Origin of the sequence: Amycolatopsis sp. lyj-346 (genome assembly GCF_046548975.1) — a bacterium.
In the GTDB taxonomy this organism is placed as follows: Bacteria; Actinomycetota; Actinomycetes; order Mycobacteriales; family Pseudonocardiaceae; genus Amycolatopsis.
The window spans coordinates 1-21302 of the sequence record NZ_JAJPWT010000008.1 but is presented as its reverse complement, the minus strand read 5'-3'; the positions used below and the strand labels follow the sequence as shown (position 1 = coordinate 21302).

The 21302-nt window shown below is 72.4% G+C and carries 19 protein-coding genes; 6 read left to right on the top strand and 13 right to left on the bottom strand.

Annotated elements, in window-relative coordinates; translation table 11 throughout:
* Positions 1–18 precede the first annotated feature (18 nt).
* From ACLJQE_RS23885 to ACLJQE_RS23835, 11 genes are all read right to left on the bottom strand, one after another.
* Positions 19–1374 carry an FAD-binding oxidoreductase gene (locus tag ACLJQE_RS23885; RefSeq protein WP_410641555.1) on the bottom strand — a complete coding sequence of 452 codons (1356 nt, stop codon included), beginning with the start codon at positions 1372–1374 and terminating at the stop codon, positions 19–21.
* Complete coding sequence (locus ACLJQE_RS23880) at positions 1371–1709, bottom strand: hypothetical protein (RefSeq protein WP_410641554.1); 339 nt, start codon at positions 1707–1709, stop codon at positions 1371–1373. The genes ACLJQE_RS23885 and ACLJQE_RS23880 overlap by 4 nt, the downstream gene beginning before the upstream one ends.
* Positions 1706–3007, bottom strand: a complete 1302-nt coding sequence (locus ACLJQE_RS23875) for an ATP-grasp domain-containing protein (protein WP_410641553.1) — start codon at positions 3005–3007, stop codon at positions 1706–1708. Before ACLJQE_RS23875 ends, ACLJQE_RS23880 begins: the two co-directional genes overlap by 4 nt.
* A 40-nt stretch (positions 3008–3047) precedes the next feature.
* On the bottom strand, positions 3048–4325 hold the full coding sequence (locus ACLJQE_RS23870; RefSeq protein ID WP_410641552.1) for an NAD(P)/FAD-dependent oxidoreductase: 1278 nt from the start codon (positions 4323–4325) through the stop codon (positions 3048–3050).
* A gap of 122 nt (positions 4326–4447) precedes the next feature.
* Entirely contained in the window at positions 4448–5986 is a 1539-nt protein-coding gene (locus ACLJQE_RS23865; RefSeq protein WP_410641551.1) for a class I tRNA ligase family protein, read from the bottom strand.
* Positions 5983–6354, bottom strand: coding sequence for a cupin domain-containing protein (locus tag ACLJQE_RS23860; protein WP_410641550.1), 372 nt, complete (start codon positions 6352–6354; stop codon positions 5983–5985). The genes ACLJQE_RS23865 and ACLJQE_RS23860 overlap by 4 nt, the downstream gene beginning before the upstream one ends.
* A complete protein-coding gene (locus tag ACLJQE_RS23855) occupies positions 6351–7673 on the bottom strand; it encodes a SidA/IucD/PvdA family monooxygenase (RefSeq protein ID WP_410641549.1) in 1323 nt (440 codons plus the stop codon). Before ACLJQE_RS23855 ends, ACLJQE_RS23860 begins: the two co-directional genes overlap by 4 nt.
* Before the next feature lie 63 nt (positions 7674–7736).
* Positions 7737–9401: an ABC transporter substrate-binding protein gene (locus ACLJQE_RS23850; protein ID WP_410641548.1), complete on the bottom strand. Its 1665-nt coding sequence runs from the start codon at positions 9399–9401 to the stop codon at positions 7737–7739.
* Positions 9402–9440: 39 nt separating this feature from the next.
* Positions 9441–10637 carry an acyl-CoA dehydrogenase family protein gene (locus tag ACLJQE_RS23845; RefSeq protein ID WP_410641547.1) on the bottom strand — a complete coding sequence of 399 codons (1197 nt, stop codon included), beginning with the start codon at positions 10635–10637 and terminating at the stop codon, positions 9441–9443.
* A gap of 331 nt (positions 10638–10968) precedes the next feature.
* Positions 10969–11799 (bottom strand): isocitrate lyase/phosphoenolpyruvate mutase family protein, encoded by an 831-nt coding sequence (locus tag ACLJQE_RS23840; RefSeq protein WP_410641546.1) that lies wholly within the window; start codon positions 11797–11799, stop codon positions 10969–10971.
* A 32-nt stretch (positions 11800–11831) separates the two neighbouring features.
* Positions 11832–13217 carry an AlkA N-terminal domain-containing protein gene (locus ACLJQE_RS23835; RefSeq protein WP_410641545.1) on the bottom strand — a complete coding sequence of 462 codons (1386 nt, stop codon included), beginning with the start codon at positions 13215–13217 and terminating at the stop codon, positions 11832–11834.
* A 181-nt stretch (positions 13218–13398) separates the two neighbouring features.
* On the opposite strand from ACLJQE_RS23835, the gene ACLJQE_RS23830 reads away from it, so the two are divergent.
* The 6 genes from ACLJQE_RS23830 (at position 13399) to ACLJQE_RS23805 (ending at position 19215) form a co-directional block, all read left to right on the top strand.
* Positions 13399–13695, top strand: a complete 297-nt coding sequence (locus tag ACLJQE_RS23830; protein WP_410641544.1) for a putative quinol monooxygenase — start codon at positions 13399–13401, stop codon at positions 13693–13695.
* A gap of 234 nt (positions 13696–13929) precedes the next feature.
* Entirely contained in the window at positions 13930–15159 is a 1230-nt protein-coding gene (locus ACLJQE_RS23825) for an MFS transporter (protein WP_410641543.1), read from the top strand.
* Positions 15160–15520: 361 nt separating this feature from the next.
* A complete protein-coding gene (locus ACLJQE_RS23820; protein WP_410641542.1) occupies positions 15521–16849 on the top strand; it encodes a helix-turn-helix domain-containing protein in 1329 nt (442 codons plus the stop codon).
* A gap of 424 nt (positions 16850–17273) precedes the next feature.
* Positions 17274–17921 (top strand): hypothetical protein, encoded by a 648-nt coding sequence (locus ACLJQE_RS23815; RefSeq protein ID WP_410641541.1) that lies wholly within the window; start codon positions 17274–17276, stop codon positions 17919–17921.
* A gap of 147 nt (positions 17922–18068) precedes the next feature.
* Positions 18069–18215 (top strand): hypothetical protein, encoded by a 147-nt coding sequence (locus ACLJQE_RS23810; RefSeq protein ID WP_410641540.1) that lies wholly within the window; start codon positions 18069–18071, stop codon positions 18213–18215.
* A gap of 148 nt (positions 18216–18363) precedes the next feature.
* Complete coding sequence (locus tag ACLJQE_RS23805) at positions 18364–19215, top strand: dimethylarginine dimethylaminohydrolase family protein (RefSeq protein ID WP_410641539.1); 852 nt, start codon at positions 18364–18366, stop codon at positions 19213–19215.
* A 241-nt stretch (positions 19216–19456) separates the two neighbouring features.
* Here ACLJQE_RS23805 and ACLJQE_RS23800 read toward each other — a convergent pair whose 3' ends face one another.
* Both ACLJQE_RS23800 and ACLJQE_RS23795 read right to left on the bottom strand, forming a co-directional pair.
* Entirely contained in the window at positions 19457–21025 is a 1569-nt protein-coding gene (locus ACLJQE_RS23800; RefSeq protein WP_410641538.1) for a flavin-containing monooxygenase, read from the bottom strand.
* A gap of 140 nt (positions 21026–21165) precedes the next feature.
* The coding region (locus ACLJQE_RS23795; protein WP_410641764.1) for a cellulose binding domain-containing protein at positions 21166–21302 on the bottom strand (137 nt) is incomplete at its 5' end.

Genomic DNA, 21302 nt, shown 5'->3' with positions numbered 1-21302 from the left:
GAGGTTGCTCCCGGGTGATCACACGGATTGGGCGGGACGGAAGAACCGGCCGGGGTCGTACCGGCGCTTGACCTCGGCGAGCCGGGCGGCGTTCGGGCCGTAGTAGGCGCCGCGCCAGTCGTCGAGATCCGGATCGGTGAAGTTGACGTAGGAGGCGTCCGGCGCGAACTCCCCCGTCTCGGCGTGCAGGGCGTGCAGCCACTCGAGGTTCGCCCGGACGACTTCGGGCGGGTCGTCCTCGGCCCACGCCGTGTCGAGGCTGAGCAGGAACCGGGTGTCCCGGTGCGGGAACGCGGTGTCCGCCACCGGGACGCGGCCGATCGCCCCGCCCCAGGCGAACAGCGCGGCCCCGGCGCCGTCGGGATTGCCGCTGCCCGGCCACTTGTCGACGGCCCGGACGAGCGCCGCCGGCCCGGTGCCGTCGATCGCGTGCGGCGTGCACCGGGTGCGGACGGCGAACGCCCCGCCCTCACTGGAGTGGTGCAGGTACCGGGCCGCCGCCCAGAAGTCCCGGTCCTCGATGTCGGCGCGGTCGGGGGCCGCGACGGCGAAGACCGGGGCCAGCAGCTCGCGCAGCTCCTCGGCCGGGCCGAGGTGGTGCCCCACCACGGAGACCACGCCGTCCTCTCCCGCGGAACGGGCGATGCCGATCCGGGCGGAGAACGCCTCCGGCGCCGTCAGCATGATCTCCTGCATCGCGGCCAGGACGTCGGCCGCGTGCGGCCACGACCAGAGCACGAGGCACGTCGACCCGGCCGGGGCCGGCCGCGCCTGGAAGGTGAAGCTCGTGTTGACGCCGAAGTTGCCGCCTCCGCCGCCGCGACAGGCCCAGAACAGGTCCGGGTGTTCCGTCGCCGAGGCCGTGACGACGCTCCCGTCGGCGAGCACGACGTCGGTCGAGACGAGCGCGTCGCACGTGAGGCCGTGCGCGCGGGAGATCGTCGTGACGCCGCCGCCGAGGGTCAGGCCGCCGATGCCGACGGTGTCCGAGTTGCCGAGGGGGAAGGTCAGGTCCCACGGCCGCAATGCCGCGTAGAGCGCCTTCATCGGCGTCCCGCCGCCGACGGTGACCCGCCCGCTGTCGCCCTCGACGCGGATCCCGGACAGCCGTCGCAAGTCGAGCACCAGGCCGGGTCCCGCCGAGTGACCGGCGTAGCTGTGCCCGCCGCCGCGGGGCACCAGGGGCACCGATTCCGCCCGGGCCCACTCGACGGCGCGGGCGACGTCGACGGCGTGGGCGGCCGAGAGCACCGCCGCGGCGCCGGTGGCGGCGAACCGCCGGTTCACCGGCGCCGTGGCTTCGGTGAAGCCGGGGTCGCCGGGGAGCCGGAGTTCGCCGTCCACCTGGCCGCGCAGGCCGTCCCACGCGGTCATGACGCCACCGCCACGGGCACCTCTTCGAGGTAGGAAACGCCGGTGGCGGCGTGCTCGCCGTACCGCTCCCAGACCTCGCGCAGCACGAGGGTCCCGCCGTGCCACTGCGGGGTGTTGGTGCTGTGCCCGGCGATCACCTCGCCGCCTTCCAGGACCATCGTGTAGGCCAGCCGCAGCACGCCGCCCTCGTCACAGGTGCCGGTCACCGTGCCGCGGACGACGTGCCCGCCTTCGAACTCGGCCCACACCAGGTTTCCGCGCTGGCGATATTCCGCATACGCACCGTCGCCGCCGCCCAGCGCGCGGAACCGGCGGCCGTCGTAGGAGAGGCTCATTCGTCCACGTCCAGGAGTCCGGCCGGCATCGACAGGGTGCTGCCGGCGGGCGGCGGTTCGATGTCCTCGGCCTCGATCTCGACCAGCGAGGCAGCGTGCGCCAGCCGGCCCAGGCAGGTCTCCGGGTCCGGCGCCTTGCACACGACGAAGGAGTGGCGGGCGATGTACCCGCCGGGCGGCAGCCGCAGCGTGGTCCCCGGCGTGACCATGGGGGACGCGGTGACCAGGCCCGGAGCTTCCCACGGCACGTCGACCGAGTGCACGACGCAGTCGTGGTCCGGGTAGCCGAACCGGATGCCGGCGACCCCGGACCGTGTCGGGGTGACGTCCGGGCGCTGCCCGACGGCGACGTCGAACAGCACGCTGCCGGGGTCGATCCCGGTCGCGGTCTTGCCGAGGAACGGGATGAGGTCCCCGCCGAGCCTGCCGTTGACTTCGATGATCACCAGGCCGCGCGCGGTCAGCCGGACCTCGGTGTGGGTGATCCCGTCCTCGATGCCGAGCACCCGGTGGGCCCGGGTCAGCACGCTCAGCAGCTCTTCGTCGGCCAGCAGGGGGTCGGCGGAGTCGACGAGGTGACCGGTCTCCTCGAAGAACGGCGGCAGGCCGGTGCTCTTGCGGGCGACGAACATCGGCAGGTACTCGCCCTTGTGGACGGCGCCGTCGATGCTGATTTCGGGGCCGTCGGCGAACCCTTCGATGATCGCGCCGCCGCGGTAGGGCTCGTCGCCGACGAGGCTGGCCTCGTGGGCGACGCGGTAGGCGGCTTCGAGCTCCTTCTCGTCCCGCGCGAGGGAAACGCCCATGCTGGCGCCGAGCGCGCGGGGCTTGACGATCACCGGGTAGCCGATGCGGGCCGCGGCCGCGCGGGCGTCGCCGAGGTCCGCGGCCAGGTGGAAGCCGGGCTGCGGCAGACCGGCTTCGGTGAGCCGGACCCGGCAGCTGTGCTTGTCGCGGCAGCCGTGCACGCCGGGGATGCTCAGGCCCGGCACGCCGAACTCGGCCGCCAGCTCGGCCGCCGGCATGACCAGCGGTTCGTCCCAGCACAGCACCCCGGCGACGGTGTAGTGGGCCGCCAGCTCACGGGCGGTCTCGGCGAGCAGGGCGTGGTCGAAGACGTTGACCACGGTGATGTCGTCGAAGTACTCGTGCTGCCAGGTCGGCTTGAGGTTGTTGATCAGCACCAGCCGCAGCCCCGCTTCGCGGGCCCGCTCGGCCACGCTGCGGACGAGGTATTCGCGGTAGAGCTTGAGGCCGCTGCCGATGACGAGCAGGGCACCCGGTTCGGTCGAGGTCATTTCGGGAAGTCCTCCGGTCGGATGGTCGGGGTCGGGAAGGTCAGGCGACGGCGAAGGCCTGGCCGGCGAGTTCGGCGACGACCGCGTCGGCGACCAGCGGCGCCGTGCGGAAGCCGTCGCCGCCACCGGCCGGCCGGGCCCACACGGTGGGCCCGACGCGGACGAAGCCGGTTTCGCCGCCGTCCGCGGTCGCGTAGTGGCAGTGCTTCACCCGCACGACGTCGTATCCGTCCACATCGGACACGACGCCGGCGTCGAGGACGCGCGCGGCCCACCCGGCGTCGTCGTCGGGGCCGGACAGGGTGGTCACTTCACGCCGCACGGCGTCCGTGCTGATCTTGAGCAGGGTGCCCGCCACCGACGGCAGCAGCCACGCCCGCCCGTCGGCGCCGAGCCCGCCCGCCGTGGGCGTCGCCGCCCACGCGTGGGCGAGCGAGGCGGGCGGGCGCAGGTACACCATCGTCTGGCGGTGCAGCACCACCGGCCGGTCGACCAGCGCGCCCGTCCACGGCCCGGCGGCGACGAGCACGACGTCGCCGGTCTCGGCCGTGCCGTCGGCCAGCCGGACCCGGCCGTGGTCCGGGTCGACGCCGACGGCCTCCCGGCCGGGCCGCAGCTCGGCGCCGGGGTGGTGCCGCAGCCAGCGGGCCGCCGCGTTCAGCACCCGGTCGGCGAGCAGCGTCCCGGCGTGCGGTTCGAGCACCGCTCCGCTGCCACGGGGGAACCCGATGAGCGGATGGGCGGACGGGTGCACGATCCGGAGCGGCACGCCGGCGGCCGAGGCCGTGGCCACCGCCTCGGGCACCCGCCCGGGTGGCAGGGCCTGCAGCACGCCGACCCGCCGGTAGAGCCCGGCACCCGGCAGGTGGTCGCACAGCAGGGCGTCCAGTTCCCGCCAGCGGCGGTCGAGCTCCGCCGCCCGGCGCGTGGCCACCCGGTCGCCGACGACGAGGGCCCGCAGGGCCCGGTGCTGGTCGAACGACGTGGCGCCCGGGTGCGGCACCGGGCCGCGTTCCAGCAGCACCACGTGGTGCCCGGCCTGCACGCACCGGATCGCGGTGAGCAGGCCGGTGATGCCGGCGCCGACCACCACGACCCGCAGGCCGTCCGGCCGGGTGCCGGCGCCCGTCGCCCGGCCTCCGCCCGGCAACGCCGGCCCGCGCACGTTCTCCGGCCGGAGGGCGGTGCCCGTCGCCGGACCTCCGCCCGGCGACGCGGCACCACGCCCGCCCTCCGGCAGGAGACCGGCACGCACCGTCCCGACCCCACCGGACGACCCAGCCGCATCCCGCACGTCCTGCCGAGTGCCGACGCTCATCGCCCGGCCTCCCTCCGGCAACGCGGCACCACGCCCGCCCTCCGGCAGGAGACCGGCACGCACCGTCCCGACCCCACCGGACGACCCAGCCGCATCCCGCACGTCCGGCCGGGTGCCGGCGCTCATCGCCCGGCCTCCGCCGGGCTCAGGCGGGGCAGCGAGGCCGGCGTGAACGTCGTCGCGTCGGCTCCGGTGTCGTCGCCGAGGACCTGCGCCGCCAGGTCGATGAGGATCGGCGCGGCACCGCGCAGGAGCCGGTCGACCTCGAAGCAGAAGTCCCCGGCGTCGGCCCCGGTCACTTCCCGGCGGGCGAGCCGGGCCAGCTGGTCGGTGATCGTTTCCGCCGCCCGGTTCAGGCTGAACCCGGGCAGCTCGTACGACGCCGCGAACCGCTCGGCCATCCGGGCCGCGCCGCGCCGCGAACGTTCCGACACCGGCAGCGGGCCCCGCCCGGTCCACCGGTTCACCTGGTCGGCGACCCGGTTCCACGGCTCGACGAGCCGCGCGGAAGTGACCCGGGCCAGCGCGTCCCGGCTGAAACTGGTCCGCTGGTGCTCGGGGCTGGTCGCGGCGAGGTGGAACCGGATCAGGTCCCGCGGGACCTGGGCGGCCAGCTCCCGGCTCCACACCACGTGGCCGCGGCTGGTGGAGAACTTCCGGTTGTCCAGCTCGTAGAACTCGTTGGTGAGGTACCGCGTCGGCAGCTCGTAGTGGCCGTCGAACGCCAGCAGCATCGCCGGGCCGGCGATCGCGAACGGGTAGATGTTGTCGAAGCCGAGGAAGTACACGATCTCCGAACCGGCCCCGGCGAGCCAGAGGGCGTCCTCGGTCCCTTCCGCGCCCTTCCGCGCCTCGGCCGCCAGCGCCGAGCAGTGCATGCTCCACGCCATCGGTTCGGCGTTGGGGTTGACCGTCTGCCCCGCGACCTCCGGGAAGGGCACCTTGATGCCCCACGAAATCGGGTAGGTCACCGGAAAGTCCGGCAGCGGCCGCGCCAGCATCTGCGCCATCGCCTGCGCCATGTGCGGGCGAAGGCCGCCGGCGTGGGCCTCGAAGTGCGCGCGCAACCGGTCGCGGTAGCGCTCGACCGGCAGCACCAGCACGTCGGCTTCGCGCAGCACCACGGGATCCTCGGGGTTCAAAGTGGACCGGACGCCGAGCAGGTCCCCCGCCGCCACCAGCTGCCCGCAGCTCTCGCAGAGCCCCGCGCAGCCTTCGGCGAGGCATTCGGGACAGCCTCCGGAGGCGAAGCCGTCCATGAGGAACTGCCCCGTCCGCTCGGAGTACGGGAACTTCATCGTGCGCAGTTCCAGCTTGCCCGCGGAGTACAGCCTGCCGATGAAGTCGACGACCCACTTGGTGAACCGGTCGTCGTCGCCGGTGTAGCCGTCGATGCCGATGCCCATCGCGGCGAGGCTGGCCTCGATCTGCGCGGCCGACGTGGCGACCAGGTGCTCCGGGGTGACGCCGCGCCGGTGCGCGGTCGTGACCACGAACGTCGAGGTGTCCTGGAACCCGGTCCCCAGCAGCACTTCCCGGCCTTGCGCCCGGGCGTAGCGGGTGTGCACGTCGGCGGCCAGGAACGGGCCGGCGATGTGCCCGAGGTGCAGGTCCCCGTTCGCCGTGGGGGCCGGGGAGATGATCACGGTGCGGTTGCTCATGACGTGCTCGCTTCGTGCCGGGCCGTGAACTGGGCCGACATCTCGGGGTCCCACCAGACGCCGTAGTACTCGAAGTCCTCGTCACCGTCGTTGGTGACGCAGTGCATCGAGCCGGGTGGCAGCCGGACGACGTCGCCGGCGGCGAACGGGTGCGGCTCGCCGTCGACGATCAGCGTGGCGGTGCCGGACACGGCGATGAAGATCTCGTACTCGTGGTGGGCGTGCGGGGTGGACGTGGTGCCGGCCCGGAGGACGCACCAGGCGCCTTCGAACGGCGCGTTGAGCTCCGGCCACGGCAGCAGGCGCTGCGAGTCGAGCCCGTAGGCGCGCTCCAGGTGCTCCCGGTCGAGGCGGTGGACGTCGATCATGCCGCCACCACCACGGACTTGCCGGACTTGCCGGACTTGCGGCGGTCGACGATGTCGCCGGCGATCTCGGCCGACCGCTGGGCCAGCACGCTGATCAGCGAGTCGGAGATGCCGTGCGTGGTCTCGTTGACGCCCTGCAGGTACAGGGCGCCGCGGGCGCCCTTGCCGAGGTCGGCGCGGTACTGCCGGTTGACGGTGATCCCCGCCAGGCCGATCGCGTCGGCCAGGCCACGGACCATCGACGGCATCCGTGGGTCGAACCCGGTGCCCAGGAAGACCGCGTCGCAGCGCAGCTGCTCGACCCCGCCGCGCTTGAGGTCGCGGACGTCGAGCACGACCTCCTCGCCGCCGTCGCGCAGCGCCTCCGTCCGGGCGCCGACGACCTCGGTGAGGCCGCGGATCGTGGAGACCGGCTCGCCGAGCATCTTCTGCCGGTAGATCATCGTGTAGAGCTCTTCGAGGAACGGTGCGGCGAGCCCGGCGTAGTTGGTCAGGTGCATCTCCGCCAGGACCTTCTCGCGGACGTCGTCGGCCATGGTGAAGAACTCGTCCACGAACGACGGGTAGAACAGCTCGTTGACGAACTTGCTGGTCTGGTAGTCCTTGAGCGCGATCGCGCGGACCAGCATCGTGGGCGACGAGCCCGGCGCGTGCTGGTGCAGGGCCATGAACATCTCCGCCGCGCTCTGCGCGCCGCCGACCACGACCGGCCGCAGCGGCCTGCCCGGGCGGGCCAGCCCGGCGGCGGCGCCGACGCGGCTGCTGTACTCGGTGCTGTGCACCACCCGCTCGGTGGGCAGCCCGCGGAAGACCTCGGGCACGTGGGCGTCCCGGCCACCGCCGACGACCAGGTCGCGGCACAGGACGGTGTCGCCGTCGGACAGCGGGACGGTGAAGCCGAGCACCTCGCCCGACTCGGAGTGGATGGGCAGGACCCGCTCGGCGCGGGCGTTGTAGCGCACCCGGACGTTCTCCAGCGAGTCGGCCACCCACTGCAGGTAGGCCGAGACCTGCCAGCGGAACGGGTTGAAGGTCCCGAGGTTGACGAACTCGTCGAGCTCACCCCGCTCGTGCATGAAGTTGAGGAACGAGAACCGGCTGCGCGGGTTGCGCAGGGTCACCAGGTCCTTGACGTAGGACACCTGGCTGCGCGCCCACGGCAGCATCAGGTTGCGCTGCCACTTCACGTCCTCGTGCTGCTCCAGGATCATGGCGCCGCGGGCCACCCCGGACCTGCCGCACTCCTCGAGGGCCACGGCCAGTGCGAGGTTCGCCGGGCCGGCCCCGATCATCAGGACATCCACCTCGTGGACGGTCATGTCGGTCTCCGCTTTCTCTTCTCGGGGTGCGGCGCGCCGGATCGCGGCGCGCCGCACGAGGAGCTACTTGCTGACGGTCACGCTGAACAGGTCGAGCTCGCGGAACTGGGTGGGCTGGACGTTGTGCAGCCGGGTCGCCCAGGCCGCGGTGCCGGACTGCCACCAGATCGGGATGGTCGGCATGTCCTGCAGGACGAGCTTTTCGGCCTGCTGGTAAAGCGCCTGGCCCTGCTGCTGGGACGGCGCGGCGTCGGCCTGCTTGAGCAGCTCGTCGACCTTCGGGTTCGAGTACTGCCCGACGTTCGAAGCCGCACCGGTGCGGAACAGCGGGTTGAGGAAGTTCTCGATCGACGGGTAGTCCGCGACCCACGCCGAGCGGTAGATGCCCGTGACGGTCCGGTTGTTGAGCTGCTTGCGGAAGTCGCCGAGGGTGGTCTGCGGGGTGAACTTGCAGGTGCGGCCCAGCGACTCCTGGATCTGCCGGCAGATGACCTCCATCCACTCCTGGTTCCCGGAGTCGATGTTGGACGTCAGCTCGATGTCACCGGTGAACCCGGAGGCGTCGAAGAGCTGCTTGGCCTTCTGCGGCTGGTAGGTGCACAGCTCGCCGCACTGGTTGTCGAGGTGGCCCTGGACGTTCGGGGCGACCAGGCCGTCGGCCGGGGTGCGGCCGCCGTTGAAGACCTGCTGGATCAGCGTCTTCCGGTCGATGGCCATGGAGATCGCCTTGCGGAACTCGGGGCTGGCGTAGCGCTTGTCGAACAGCGGGAACGCGATCGCCTGGTAGCCGAGGTAGGTGTAGGCCTTGCGCCGGTCCTCGGGCAGGTCCTTTTTGATCTTGCCGCCCTGGGTCGAGGTCCACGGGGTGAACGACAGGAAGTCGAGCTTGTTCGCGACGACGTCCGCGTAGGCCTGGTCGAGGTCGGTGTAGAAGCGGAACTCGATGCCGCCGATGTTCGGCTTCTGCGCGCCGGCGAAGCCGTCGAAGCGCTTGACGAGCAGGTTCTTGCCCGCGGTGTAGGACCCGAACTCGAACGGCCCGTTGCCGACGGGGTGTGCCTCGAAGGCCTTGCGGTCGGCGAAGAAGCTCGCCGGCAGCGGGAAGAAGGCCGCGTAGCCGAGCTGGACGCCGAACTCGGAGAACGGCGCGTCGAGCGTCACGGTGAACGTGCGGTCGTCGAGCACCTTCAGGCCCGGCAGTTCCTTGGCCGCGGGCAGGTTCGACGGCTGCTTGCCGTCCGCCGTCGCGTTGTTGACCTGGGCGAAGCCCTCGACGTGCGAGAAGTAGCTGGCGCCGGCCATCAGGTTGGGGGAATGGGCGGTGTAGTTCCACGCGTCGACAAAGCTCTTCGCGGTGACCGGCGTGCCGTCGTGGAACGTCCAGCCCGGCTTGAGCTTGATGGTCCAGACCTTCGAGTCGGTGGTGGCGATCGAGTCGGCGACGGCGTTGCGCGGGGCGGCCGTCTTGCCGTCGTACTCGATCAGCCCGCGGAACAGCGTGCCCAGCACGCTGATCCCGCCGACCTCGGTGGTGTTGCCCGGCACGAGCGGGTTCGACGGTTCGGTCTCGCTGTAGCTGACCACCGCGTCACGGTCGATGTTCGCCGCGGCGGGCGCGGCGGCGCCGTCGGGCGACGGCGGGGCGGTGGTGCCGCCCGGGGTGCTGCACGCGCTGAGCGTCACGGCCAGCACGGCGGCCGCGCACACGGCGGCCCGGAGCTTTTTCATGGGTGTCTTCCTTCGGTGGGACGGGTGGGTCCGAGGGGGTCAGCGCCGGCTCGAGGTGATGCCGAGGGCCAGCGGGAACGCGGGCCGGCCACCGAGGAGGTGGGCACCGGCGGTCTGCAGGATCCGGTCCTGCGCCACGATGTGCTGGCACATCGTGGTGGTGTCGCGCAGCCAGCGGTCCAGCGGCGACGGCCGGTAGATCGCGGTGGTCTGCACCAGGTCGTAGAGGCGGGTGACGATCGAGCGGGCGGTGCGGAACGCGTGCCGGCGGGACAGCGGCAGCGCGGCTCGCTCGCGCGGCGTGAGGTCGTCGAGGGTGCCGCCCGCGACGAGGACTTCGTGCTGGCGGCGCAGTGCGCCGTAGACGCCCTGCCGCGTGGCGGCGAAGTCGCCTTCGCAGTCGGCCAGGGTGGTCTGCGTGCGGTAGTCGTCCTCCCGCCCGGCGGCGACGGCGGCGTCCGTGGCGTGGTCGAGGGCCGCGCGGGCGACGCCGAGCGCGACGCCCGGCATGTTCCGCATGTGCACCTCGGGCTGGGCCAGCGGGCCCGATCCGCCGCGGACGCGCCCGAAGGTCAGCGTGTGCTCGGCGGGCACGAACACGTCGGTGATCGCGTAGTCGCAGCTGCCGCTGCCCGCCAGGCCGGTGGTGTGCCAGGTGTCGATGACCTCGACGTCGGCCTTCGGCACCATGAGCAGGATCGACTCGTGCGGGGACCCGTCGGCGCCGGGTTCGGGCCGGCCGTCGCGGTAGAGGAAGGCTCCGGAGACCACCCAGTCGGCGTGCGTGACGCCGCTGCCGAACTGCCAGCGGCCGGTGAGCCGGTAGCCGCCGGGGACGATCTCCGCGCGGCCATTGGGGAACAGCAGCCCCGCGGTCGCCATGTCCAGGCTGGGGAACATTTCGGCCGCGACGGCGCGGTCCAGGAACGACGCGTAGAGGCCGGTGTCCGACCCGATCATCGCGCACCACCCCGCGCCGGCGTCACCGTAGGCGAGGGCTTCGATCACCTCGGTCTGTTCGGCCGAGGTGAGCTCGGGGCCGCCCCGGTCGCGGGAGAACCCCATCCGGAAGACCCCGGTGTCACGCAGGAGGTCCACGACGTCCGCGGGCAGCCGCCGGGCCCGCTCGATCTCTTCGGCGCGGTCACGGAGGACGGGGGCCAGCGCGTGGGCCCTGGCCAGGATCTCCGCGGCGGTGCCGGGCGGGCGCACCGGCAACGGCTCGACAACGGTCATCACATCACTTCCTCGGGGTCTACACGCGGATCGCGGAGTCGGTCCGGCCGCGTGGAAGTGATTCAAGCCATCGATTTAATTGATGGAAACCGTTGGCCAGGAAGGAAAATCAATGGCACGGAAAATGAAGTAGACAGCGTTGCGAACGCAAACGCGCCGGGGGGGTCCGCGCACCACCGGCGCGAGGGCGGCTCCGGGTACGGCCAGCCGGGCGGGCGAGCCGTCCGGTCCGCCACGAAAAAACCCGAGGCGGCCTTCGGTGCGTGTCACGCACCGAAGGCCGCCTCGGGCACTGTGCCGAGCCGCGCTCGGCAACCTCAGACGTGCGGCACTAGCCGGTGACGGCGCTGTTGACCGTGCCGAAGTCGAGCCCGTCCGCCAGCGCGCCGTAGGTGCCGTGCTCCAGCAGCTCCACCGCGGCCCGCCGCGCGACGGCGTAGGCGGACTGGGCGATCGCCGTGCCGACGCTGACGCGGCGGACGCCGACCGCCACCAGCTCGGCGACCGTCGGGGCGCCCGGCCACACCATCACGTTGACCGGCAGCGGGCTCTCCTTGACCAGGGTGGCGAGGGTCTCCAGGTCGACCAGGCCCGGCACGAAGAGGCTGTCCGCGCCCGCTTCCGCGTAGGCGACGGCCCGGGTCAGGACGTCGTCGAACCGGCCCTCGGCTTCGCCGATGCCGAACAGGTGGACGTCGGTGCGGATGTTGATCCACAGCTCGGGCAGCCCGGCCGCCGCCGCCGCTTCGCGGGCCGCGCGGACCCGCCCGGCCTGCGCCGGGACGTCGAACAGGGGCCCGCCCGGGGCGGTCGAGTCCTCCAGGTTGATCCCGACGGCACCGGCCTCGACGATCAGGTGCACGGTCTTCGCGACGTCCTCGGGGGACGGGCCGTAGCCGCCTTCGATGTCGGCGGTCACCGGGACGTCGACGACGCGCACGATCCGGGCGACGAGTTCGGCCATCTCTTCGCGCGTGAGGCCGTGGCCGTCGGGCTTCCCCGCCGACCAGGCGACCCCGCCGCTGGTGGTGGCGATCGCCGGGGCGCCGGCCTGTGCGATGAGGGCCGCGCTGGCGGCGTCCCAGGCATTCGGCAGCACCAGCGTGCGGTCGTGGTGCAGGGCACGCAGCTGTTCGGCGAGCCCTCGCTGGGCGCTGTCCATGGACATTCTCCTCGTTCTCCTCGGGTATCCGGTCAGGCCGCCAGCGCGGGTACGCCGGCGGCGATCAGGTGGGACGCGGCGAAGGCGCGCCACGGGTGCCATCCGTCGGCCAGCCGGACGCTGTCGTCGAGGATGTCGTTCGCGAGCAGCGTCGTGCAGATCGTCCGGTCGGCGCCGGGGAAGGCGTCGGCGTGGCCCAGCCGCAGGGCGATCTGCTGGGCGGCGCTCCCCCCGACGCCGGGCAACGCGGTCAGCGCGGCGGTGAAGTCGGCCAGGTTCACGCCGGCGTCGAGCAGGGTCCCGTCCTCGGCCACCGCGGCGGCGAACCCGCGCAGCGTCGCCGCGGTGGCCGGCGGCAGCCCGGCGGCCACCAGGTCCGTCCCCGCGAGGGTTTCGGCCGACGGGAAGAGGTGGGTCAGCCCGTGCTCGAGTCCGGGGACCGGCCGGCCCGCCGCGGCGACCAGCGCGGCCAGCTGCCGCCGGACCCGTGCCCGGGCGCTGTGCTGGCTCAGCACGGCTTCGACCGCGACCTCGAAGGCGCCCCAGGCACCGGGCACCCGCAGCCCGGGTCGCGCGCGCAGCAGCGGTCCCAGCACCGGGTCACCGGCGAGCGCGGCCTCGGCGGGCGCGGTGTCGGCGTCGACGCCGAACATCCGGCCGACCCGGTCGACGACGTGGATGAGGCCTTCCCAGAACGGCATGTGCGCGGTCAGCAGCAGGTGGTCGCCGCCACCGAGCCGCACCTCCAGGACGCCGGCCTCGCCGTCGAGGCTGATCGTGCGCCGGTAGGCGCCGTCGCGCACCGATTCCACGCCCGGCACCGCGCGCTCGGCCAGGTACGAGCTCAGCGCGTCCCAGTGCAGGGGCGGCGCGAACGGCAGCCGCATCATCAGCCCGCCGTCCGCGGCGAGCCGGTCGGCCCGGCGGCGCCGGTTGCGCAGCTCGACCGGCGAAGCGCGGAAGACGAGCTTCATGTCCCGGTTGAACTGGCGGAGGCTGCCGAACCCGGAGGCGAACGCGACGTCGGCGACGGTCAGGTCGGAGTCGTCGAGCAGGCGGCGGGCGAAGTGCGCGCGCCGGGAGCGGGCGAGCTGGTCCGGCGTCACGCCGAGGTGGTCGTGGAAGAGCCGGCGCAGGTGCCGCGGGGACACCGCCAGCCGCGCGCCGAGCGCCGCCTCGGTTCCGGTGTCCAGCGCCCCGGCGATGATCAGCTGCACCGCCCGGCAGACGAGCTCCGGCGCGTCGGCGCCGACCGGGCCGGCGATCCGGTACGGACGGCAGCGCAGGCACGCCCGGAACCCGGCCGCCTCCGCCTCGGCGGCCAGCTCGAAGGTCCGCACGTTCTCGGCCAGCGGCTTCGCCCCGCACCCGGGACGGCAGTAGATGCCCGTCGTGACCACAGCCGAAAAAGTCGTCATGGTCCAGGTGTAGGCGATCCGGCGCGGCCGGCGCTAGCCACATCCGGACATGCCGCACGCCGCCGTACGCGGCTCCCCCGATCGTGTCCGGATCTGACCAGACGCCACCGCCGTCCCCCGGCAGAGTGATCCCCGACCGGCGGCGCGCCGCCCGCGCACCGCACTACAGAGAGGCTTTCCCATGCTGGCGAAGGTGTTCCCGATCCCCCTCAAGCCCGGCAAGCAGGCCGAGGCCGAGCAGCTCGTGCACGAGTTCGCGCCGCTCGGTCCCGGGCAGGAGGACGGCACCGTGTCCTTCCGCGTGTACCGCGACCCCGCCAAGCAGGACTACCTGCTGTTCGTCGAGCACTTCGCCGACCAGGCCGCCTACGACGCCCACACCGGCTCGGCCGCCTACCAGAAGCTGATCGCCGGCCAGTTCGCCGACCTGATCACCGATTTCGTCGAAATCGACCACGAGCTGGTCGTCGGCCTCTGATTCGCGGAAACCGGCCGGATGCAGTAACCACTGCGTCCGGCCGGGCGCGGGTAAGCCGAATTCCGCGACAACCGCGTCACTCTCCGAATGGTGCGCGGTCCGAATCACGTCCGAATTGATTTTCCGGCGGAGACAACTCTGCCGGTCAACCGGCCAAGCCGCTGCAATGAGGAAGCCGGCACCCCCGATCACGGTGCGGCGCTCCCCTTTCGCAAGCCACCTGGAGGCTCGGCCGTGACCCCGATCACCGAAAAACCCACCGGCGTGCTGGCCGTCCTGCGCCGGACCCCGACGCCGGTCCGCTACCTGCTCGGTGGTGTGCTGGTCAACCAGCTCGGCGCGTTCGTCCAGACGTTCATGGTGCTGTACCTGGTCTTCCGCGGCTTCTCCGCCGGACAGGCGGGCGTGGTCCTCGCCGCCTACAGCATCGGCTCGATCCTCGGCGGCCTGGCCGGCGGGGAACTGGTCCACCGCATCGGCCCGCGGGCCACCATCGTCACCGCGATGTTCGGCTCGGCCGCGATCCTGGCCGTCGTCCCGCTGTTCGGCCGCCCCGGGCTGCTCGTCCCGCTGAGCATCGCGCTGCTGCTGGCCGGCCTGGCGACCCAGAGCTACCGGCCCGCGGCGGCCGTCCTGCTGAGCGAGCTGATGTCCGACGACGACCGGGTCATGGGCTTTTCGATGATGCGGATCGCCCTGAACCTCGGTGCGGCGCTCAGCCCGCTGATCGCCGCGGGGCTGATCCTGCTCGACTGGAACCTCCTGCTGTGGTTCGACGCGACCACCGCCCTGCTCTACGCGGTGCTGGCGATCCGGCTGCTGCCCGACCGCCGGATCGAGCGCGAGACGGCGGCGACGCCGTCCCGGAGCGGCACCCGCGCCGCGTACTCGACGCTGCTGCGCGACGGGCGGTTCTGGTTCTTCCTGGCTTCGGTGCTGATCGGGTCGATCATCTACGTCCAGTACACCGTCGCGCTGCCGCTCAAGATCAACGCCGAAGGCCACCCGACCGGCCTCTACAGCGTCGTGCTCGTGACCGCGTCGGCCGTGCTCATCCTGTGCGAGCTGAAGATCACCTCCTACGTCACCCGCTGGCCGGGCCACGTCGCCGCCACGGCCGGGACCGTCCTGATGGGCCTCGGGGTCGCCGGCTTCGGCATCAGCGGCGGCTCGGCCGTCGCACTGGTCGCGTGCACCGTGGTGTTCGTCTTCGGGATCATGATCAACGGACCGACGATGTTCGCCTACCCCTCGACCTTCCCCTCGGCCGTCAAGGCGCGCTACATCAGTGCCCACCAGGCGACTTTCGGCCTGGGGATGGCGCTGGGCCCGCTGTTCGGCGTCGCCGCGTGGATCGCGCTGGGCAACGGGGTCTGGTGGCTGTGCGGCGGCTTGGGGCTGGTGGCGGCGTTGTGCGCCCTGCTCGGCATGACGGCTCGCCGGCCCCGCGTCGCCGCCGTCTGATCCGTCCCGGCCGCGAACCGGCCGTCGCGACCGACCCATCGGGGACCTCCGGCGTCCCGGGTGGGTCATTCGCGACGGAAACCTCGGCAGAGCACGGACTTTCGCCGAAGACGGACTTCCGCCGAAGGAAGCCGCCGCGATCCCTTGCCGGGGCCTCGCATCCCGAACCACCACGGCCGCCCGCCTCGCGCGGGCGGCCGTCCAGCATTCCCGCAATTCACCCTAATGACGTGAGAATCGCCCACAATTGATCAACAAAGCGTCAGGAACTGTGCACGAATGGGCTAACAGGACCGCCGTTCAGCGGAAGAGAACGCAGCCGCCGTCAGCGACGCTGAGTAGGTGAGGGGAAGTGATCCATATGGGCAGACCAGAAAAGCCGGTCAACTCGTCCGGCGGCACCGCCACCCAGTTCGCTCGCGAATTACGCGAGTTGCGCGCACGAGCCGGTAACCCGACCTACCGGGAAATGGCCCGGTCGGCGATGTTCTCTTCGTCGGTGCTCTCCAGCGCGGCGAGCGGCAACCGGATGCCGTCCCTGCAGGTGACCCTCGCGTTCGTCGCCGCGTGCGGCGGCGACCACGAGGCGTGGCGGCGGCAGTGGCACGCCGCCACCAGCGGCTATCCGCAGCCCCCGTTCGGGGGGCGCAGAAGACGGCCGTCGCTGTTCCAGCGGCGCGGGGGCGCGCCGCCGTACCCGGCACAGCTACCGCTGAGGCCGAGGGGGTTCACGGGGCGGACGACCGAGCTGGCGTGGCTGCGGTCACCCGGCGACATGCCGCGGGTGATCAGCGGCCCGGCCGGGGTCGGCAAGAGCGACCTCGCGTTGCACTACGCCCATTCGATCGCGGCCGAGATGACGGACGGGCAGCTCTACGCCGACCTCGGCGGCCTCCGCCACGGCGGCGGGGCGCCGCCCGTCCCCGGAGCCGGCGCCATCCTCGACGGCTTCCTGCGCGCGCTCGGCGTCGACGACGACCAGCTGGCCGGCACGTTCGACCACCGCGCCGGCCTGTACCGCACGCTGCTGGCCGAACGCCGCCTCGTGGTCCTGCTGGACAACGTCCAGGACGAACAGCAGGTGCGTCCGCTGCTCGCCGAGACCACCACGAGCACGACCCTGCTGGTCGGCCGCAAGCGTTTGCTGGGGCTGCGGGACGTCAGCAGGCTGCGGCTGGCGCCGCTTTCGCGCGGCGACTCGATCGCGATGATCACCGAAGCACTCCCCCACCTCGCCGCCGCCGCCGACCGGGACTGTGCCCGCCTCGCCGAGATGTGCGGTGACCTGCCGCTCGCCCTCGACCTCGCGCTCCGCAAGATCGCCTCGCGGCCACGTCTGACCCTGCGGCGGGTCGTCGAAGAGTGGCGGCTCAACGGCAACACCGTGGACTGGCTGTGCCTCGGCGACCTGTCCCTGCGGCAGTCGCTGGAATCTGCCTACAACACGCTCAGCCCGCAGGCCAGGGACCTGCTGGGGGAACTCGCCCGGGCACCGGCGGGCACGAGGGATGCCCTGCCGGCCGGCCAGGACGAGCTGGCCGAAGAGATCGCCGACGCCGGTCTGCTCACGCACGCCGACCCGTACCTCGAGGGCCACGGGCTCCCCCCACCGGTGCGCGACTTCGTCCTCAGCACCATCGAGCCCCACGGTCACGACTTCTCCGCGATGGCCGGGCCCGTGTCCGCCTGACGTGACATCGGGACGGCCCGGCAACGACGCCACCGTCCCGTTCCGCCTTCCCGCCCCGTGTCCGCGTCCGGGGCGTACCTCCCGGCCTTGCCGGGATCCGCCGCGCTGCCGCGGCCGTCCGCTCCGCCGCGTTCGCCTGGCCGTCATTCCCGCTTTTGACGCGGCCCTTCCGCGTCGCGCGCCGGCCTTTCGACACGGCCGCCTTTCGCCTTTCCCGCTTCGCCTTTCACCGGATCCGCGTCTCCTCGCGCGCGGTCCCGGCCGCCGATTGATTGTCCTTTCCGGACAAAGCTCCCAGCCAAGTCCGCCATGGCCTGTAATCAGCAGGGCACCCGGATGGGTTTTCCACGGACCCCGGCCGGACTTCCTCCCGTGCCGTTTCCGGCCGAACCCGCTTCGCAGCCTTTCTCTGGAAGGACAGGACATGCTCGACAACGGCATCCCCGTACGGCTCCCGGTCCCCGAACGGCCCGGCCAGGCCGCGGAGCACGGCCGGCCGTCCGGCACTCCGGTCCGGCCGCGGCGGGGCAACCCGTCGCTCGTGGTGACGAAGCCGAACGGTTTCCGACACTACCCGGCCTATCTCGTCATGGCTGCTTCGATCATGCTCCTCATCGTCGCGATCTGGTTGTCGGCGCGAGTGCACCTGAGCCCGGCGTGGCACGACGTCGCGTTGTTCGCGCACCTCGCGTCCCTGGTTCTCGGCCTCGGCGCGGTCCTCGTCGCCGACTACTTCTTCGCCCTGTGGGCGCTGCGCCGCACGACGTTCGCCGAGGCCGTCCGCAGCACTTCCCGGCTGCACCTGCTGGTCTGGGCCGGCCTGACCGGGCTGGTCGGCAGCGGCGCGCTGCTCGAACCGGACCTCGGCTCCCCCGCCACGCTGGTGAAACTCGGCCTCGTGGTCGTTCTCACCGTCAACGGCGTGCACGTCGCGCGGCTGGGCAGGCAGCTGGCTTTCGTCGAAGAACCCGTGCCGGCCCGGCTGCTCCTCCGCGGCGGCCTCGCGACCGCGATCTCGCAGCTGTGCTGGTGGGGCGCCGTCGTCATCGGGTTCCTGAACGCCAACCGCTGATCGGGGTGCGACCCGTGTCCCGTCCCGTTGCCGCCGCCACGACGGCGATGCTGTCCGGATCTGGCCAGACGCGTGGCCACGCTCCCGGGCACCCTGATGACTCCCGGACCGGAGCCCCGGCCGGGGAAATGGTGGAACGGAGTAGGAATGATCACCAAGTTGGTGCGCGCCGTGACCGCGGCGATGCGTCCGGTCCCGTCGGCCTCGACCGTCGCCCAGCGGCTCGACGAGGCCCGCTCACAGCCGGACTACCTCATGACGATCGAGCTGTTCCGCCTGCGCGGCCTGGGCTGACCGAACTCGCTCGTTTCGCCGCCTCCCCGGACGTCCGCTGTCGCACGTCCGGGCGCGGTGGGCCGGCGGTACAGCCGAAGCCCGGCCGGGCTCCCCCGCCCCCGGCCGCTTCGACACCCGTACCGCCCACCCGACGAAACGAGCGACCATGACCAGCACCGTCTCCATCGCGGCCCCGTACGCCGCCGGCGAATCCCCCGTGTCCCACCGCCGGTTGCTGATGTGTTCCGCGAGGTACTTCCGGATCGACTACGAAATCAACCCCTACATGCACGTCGGCGTCCAGCCCGACCTCGAGGCCGCCGTCGCCGAACACGACGACATCGTCGCGGCGCACCTCGCGGCCGGGCGCAAGGTGGAGTTCGTCGACGCGGACCCGTCGTGCCCCGACATGACGTACACGGCCAACGCGGCCGTCGTCCGCGGCGACCGCGCCGTGCTCGCCACGCTGCCGCCCGAACGGGCCGCGGAAACGCCGCACTACCGGGCCTGGCTGGAAAACCACGGGTTCGAGGTCGCCGAGACGCGCTACGCGTTCAGCGGCCAGGGCGACGCCCTGGCCTGCGGAGACCTGCTGCTCGCGGCCCACGGCCGGCGCACCGACGCGCGGGCGTTCCGCACGCTCGCGCGCCACCTCGGCTGCGAGATCGTCGGCCTGCGCACGACGAGCCCCCGCTGGTACGACCTCGACCTGGCGGTGGCGGTGATCCACCCGGGCCGGATGCTGGCCTACAACCCGGAGGCGCTCGACACCGCGAGCCTGCGCAGACTGCGCGGGCTGGGCATGGAGCTGATCGAGGTGTCCCCGGCCGAAGCGGCGGCCTTCGCCCTGAACCTGATCAGCGACGGCCGCACGGTCACGATGACGAGCGGCGCGCCCCGGCTGGCCGCGGACCTGCGAGCCACGGGCTTGACGGTGGTGGAGCTGGAAACCCGGGAACTCCGCAAGGGCGGCGGCGGCGTCCGCTGCACGGCTTTGACGTTGGACAACCCCGCCTGACCCGCGCGCGCCTGGCGAGAAGCCGTCCTCGCCAGGCGCGTCCGGCCGGGCCCGGCCGCCGGGCTGCTGCCCTGCCGTCCACGGCGGCCAACACACCGACCGGAGCAGCCAACTCGCCGGGAACGTGGGTGGCCTGGCGGCGTCGACCACGGTGGTGAGCAGGCTTTGGTAGCGCGCCGGGCCGACGTGGCGCGGGCAGTTCCGGTCACCGTCGTTGATGCCGAACTGGATGAACAGGTAGTCACCGGCCCGCAACCCGGCCACCAGCCCACCGGGCACGCGGACGGCGGGTCCGCCGTCGTCGAGTCGCGGAATTCGAGCCGGTCAGGCCCGCGTAGCGGTGTGCGAGTCCGGCCGGAAGCAGGTATTCGGCCAACAGGTTGCCGGCGCGGCGGGACGGTAGACCCATGTCGTGCATGAGTTCGTCCGCGCAGTGGATGTCGTAGGGGCCGAAGTCGTAGCCACCGGAGCCCGGAAGCACCCGCTCCTGCCAGGTCAGGCGAGCGTCGACGCCCTGCTGCATCTCCTGCTCGCTCGGGGCGGTGCGCAGTGCCGACCGGAAGTGGCGGGCCAGCCAGTGCGCGGTGAGTTCCACGCCCATGATGTTGTTGAAGACCTGCCGGAATCCGACGAATCCCAGCCGGTCGGCGCCGGGTGGCACGATGCCCCGGTAGAGGCGTATCCGCCCGGCGGGATCGTGCACCTGCACGTCCGGATCCAGGAACGGGAAGATCTTGTGGTGCCCGGTGGCGAACACGATGACATCCGCCGCCACTTCCTCGCCGGTCGCCAGGCGCAGCCCCTGGTCGGTATACGCCTCGACAGCGCTGACGTTGGCGGCGATCAGGCCGCGACGGACGGCCCGTGCGTAGCCGCGTGGCATCACTCCGGCGTGTGCCAGGTGGAAGGGGAGCGGGTGAGCGGGCCGCAGCTCCTTCGGCAGCCGGTGCAGCCCCGTGGAGATCAGCGTGTCGCGGGTGATGAGCCACCACAGGGCTCGCTTGCCCCGGTCGTTGACGCGGTCGATCGGGCGGACGCAGGCCGGGTCGTGGTAACGAGGCAGCAGCGCCTCACCGAACCGGGTGAACAGGATCCACTTGTAGCCGACCAGACCGAGCAGGAACCGTTCGGGGACCATCCAGTTCACCTTGCGCTGCACGATCGTGGCCGAGGCTGCCTCGCGCCCGGCGCGGGTGACCAGGTCCAGTGCGGACTTGCCGCCGCCCACGACGACCACCCGCCGGCCGGCGAACGTCCCGGCCCGCACCTCGTTGGAGTGCAGCACGGTTCCGCCGAACAACTCACGTCCGGGCAGGTCGGGCAGCCGGACGTGATGATGGGCCCCGCTGGCGACCACGACGTAGTCGAACGTTTCGCGACGAACCTGCGCCGCCTCGTCCCCGGCGGCCCGGGAGTCGACCGACCACCCGGAGGCGCCCACCCGTCCGGGCCCGTCCACCGGCCGGATGGAGATCACCTCGGTGCCCGGCCGGAGGCGATCCAGCACGCCGAAGGTCTCGGCGTAGTCCTCCAGATAGCGCTGGGTGTCCACGGCGCCGGCGAAGTGCAGGCGGTTGGGCAGGTCCGCGAACTCGAAGATGCGGCGTGCGGACTGGTTGGCCAGCCCGTCGTAGCAGCCACCCGGGGACCAGATCCCGCCGACCCGCTGGTACTTGTCGAAGACCGTGACGTCGAAGCCGTGCTCCAGCAACACCTTGGCGGTGACGATCCCCCCAGGTCCCGCCCCGACAACACACGCTCGCACAGGCTGCCACTCCCCCGGGATGATCGGCGCATCCAATCCGCCCATCATCCCGGCAGCTGCCACCTGTGCCAACCCACCGCGCAATGAGGATGCGCCGTCGGCACGACGACCTAGGTCATCGTGCCGATGCGGCACGTCGGCCGGGTCGTAGACGTAGCGCGGGGAGATCCGGTGGGCGGTGGCGCTCAGGTGGGCGTGCAGGTCAGCGTCGGTGGCGCTGTCCCGCCGGTGGCCTGGAAGCCGAAGGTGGTGCTGCCGCCCGCGGCGATCGAGCCGTTCCACCCCGCGTCCGTGGCGACCACGCCGGCGCCGTTCTGCTTCA

What these genes read in the sequence shown, in the direction of transcription:
- ACLJQE_RS23885 (WP_410641555.1), bottom strand. Translation starts at nt 1,374, where the DNA reads ATGACCGCGTGGGACGGCCTGCGCGGCCAGGTGGACGGCGAACTCCGG.
- ACLJQE_RS23880 (WP_410641554.1), bottom strand. Translation starts at nt 1,709, where the DNA reads ATGAGCCTCTCCTACGACGGCCGCCGGTTCCGCGCGCTGGGCGGCGGC.
- ACLJQE_RS23875 (WP_410641553.1), bottom strand. Translation starts at nt 3,007, where the DNA reads ATGACCTCGACCGAACCGGGTGCCCTGCTCGTCATCGGCAGCGGCCTC.
- ACLJQE_RS23870 (WP_410641552.1), bottom strand. Translation starts at nt 4,325, where the DNA reads ATGAGCGTCGGCACTCGGCAGGACGTGCGGGATGCGGCTGGGTCGTCC.
- ACLJQE_RS23865 (WP_410641551.1), bottom strand. Translation starts at nt 5,986, where the DNA reads ATGAGCAACCGCACCGTGATCATCTCCCCGGCCCCCACGGCGAACGGG.
- ACLJQE_RS23860 (WP_410641550.1), bottom strand. Translation starts at nt 6,354, where the DNA reads ATGATCGACGTCCACCGCCTCGACCGGGAGCACCTGGAGCGCGCCTAC.
- ACLJQE_RS23855 (WP_410641549.1), bottom strand. Translation starts at nt 7,673, where the DNA reads ATGACCGTCCACGAGGTGGATGTCCTGATGATCGGGGCCGGCCCGGCG.
- ACLJQE_RS23850 (WP_410641548.1), bottom strand. Translation starts at nt 9,401, where the DNA reads ATGAAAAAGCTCCGGGCCGCCGTGTGCGCGGCCGCCGTGCTGGCCGTG.
- ACLJQE_RS23845 (WP_410641547.1), bottom strand. Translation starts at nt 10,637, where the DNA reads ATGACCGTTGTCGAGCCGTTGCCGGTGCGCCCGCCCGGCACCGCCGCG.
- ACLJQE_RS23840 (WP_410641546.1), bottom strand. Translation starts at nt 11,799, where the DNA reads ATGGACAGCGCCCAGCGAGGGCTCGCCGAACAGCTGCGTGCCCTGCAC.
- ACLJQE_RS23835 (WP_410641545.1), bottom strand. Translation starts at nt 13,217, where the DNA reads ATGACGACTTTTTCGGCTGTGGTCACGACGGGCATCTACTGCCGTCCC.
- ACLJQE_RS23830 (WP_410641544.1), top strand. Translation starts at nt 13,399, where the DNA reads ATGCTGGCGAAGGTGTTCCCGATCCCCCTCAAGCCCGGCAAGCAGGCC.
- ACLJQE_RS23820 (WP_410641542.1), top strand. Translation starts at nt 15,521, where the DNA reads ATGGGCAGACCAGAAAAGCCGGTCAACTCGTCCGGCGGCACCGCCACC.
- ACLJQE_RS23815 (WP_410641541.1), top strand. Translation starts at nt 17,274, where the DNA reads ATGCTCGACAACGGCATCCCCGTACGGCTCCCGGTCCCCGAACGGCCC.
- ACLJQE_RS23810 (WP_410641540.1), top strand. Translation starts at nt 18,069, where the DNA reads ATGATCACCAAGTTGGTGCGCGCCGTGACCGCGGCGATGCGTCCGGTC.
- ACLJQE_RS23805 (WP_410641539.1), top strand. Translation starts at nt 18,364, where the DNA reads ATGACCAGCACCGTCTCCATCGCGGCCCCGTACGCCGCCGGCGAATCC.
- ACLJQE_RS23800 (WP_410641538.1), bottom strand. Translation starts at nt 21,025, where the DNA reads ATGGGCGGATTGGATGCGCCGATCATCCCGGGGGAGTGGCAGCCTGTG.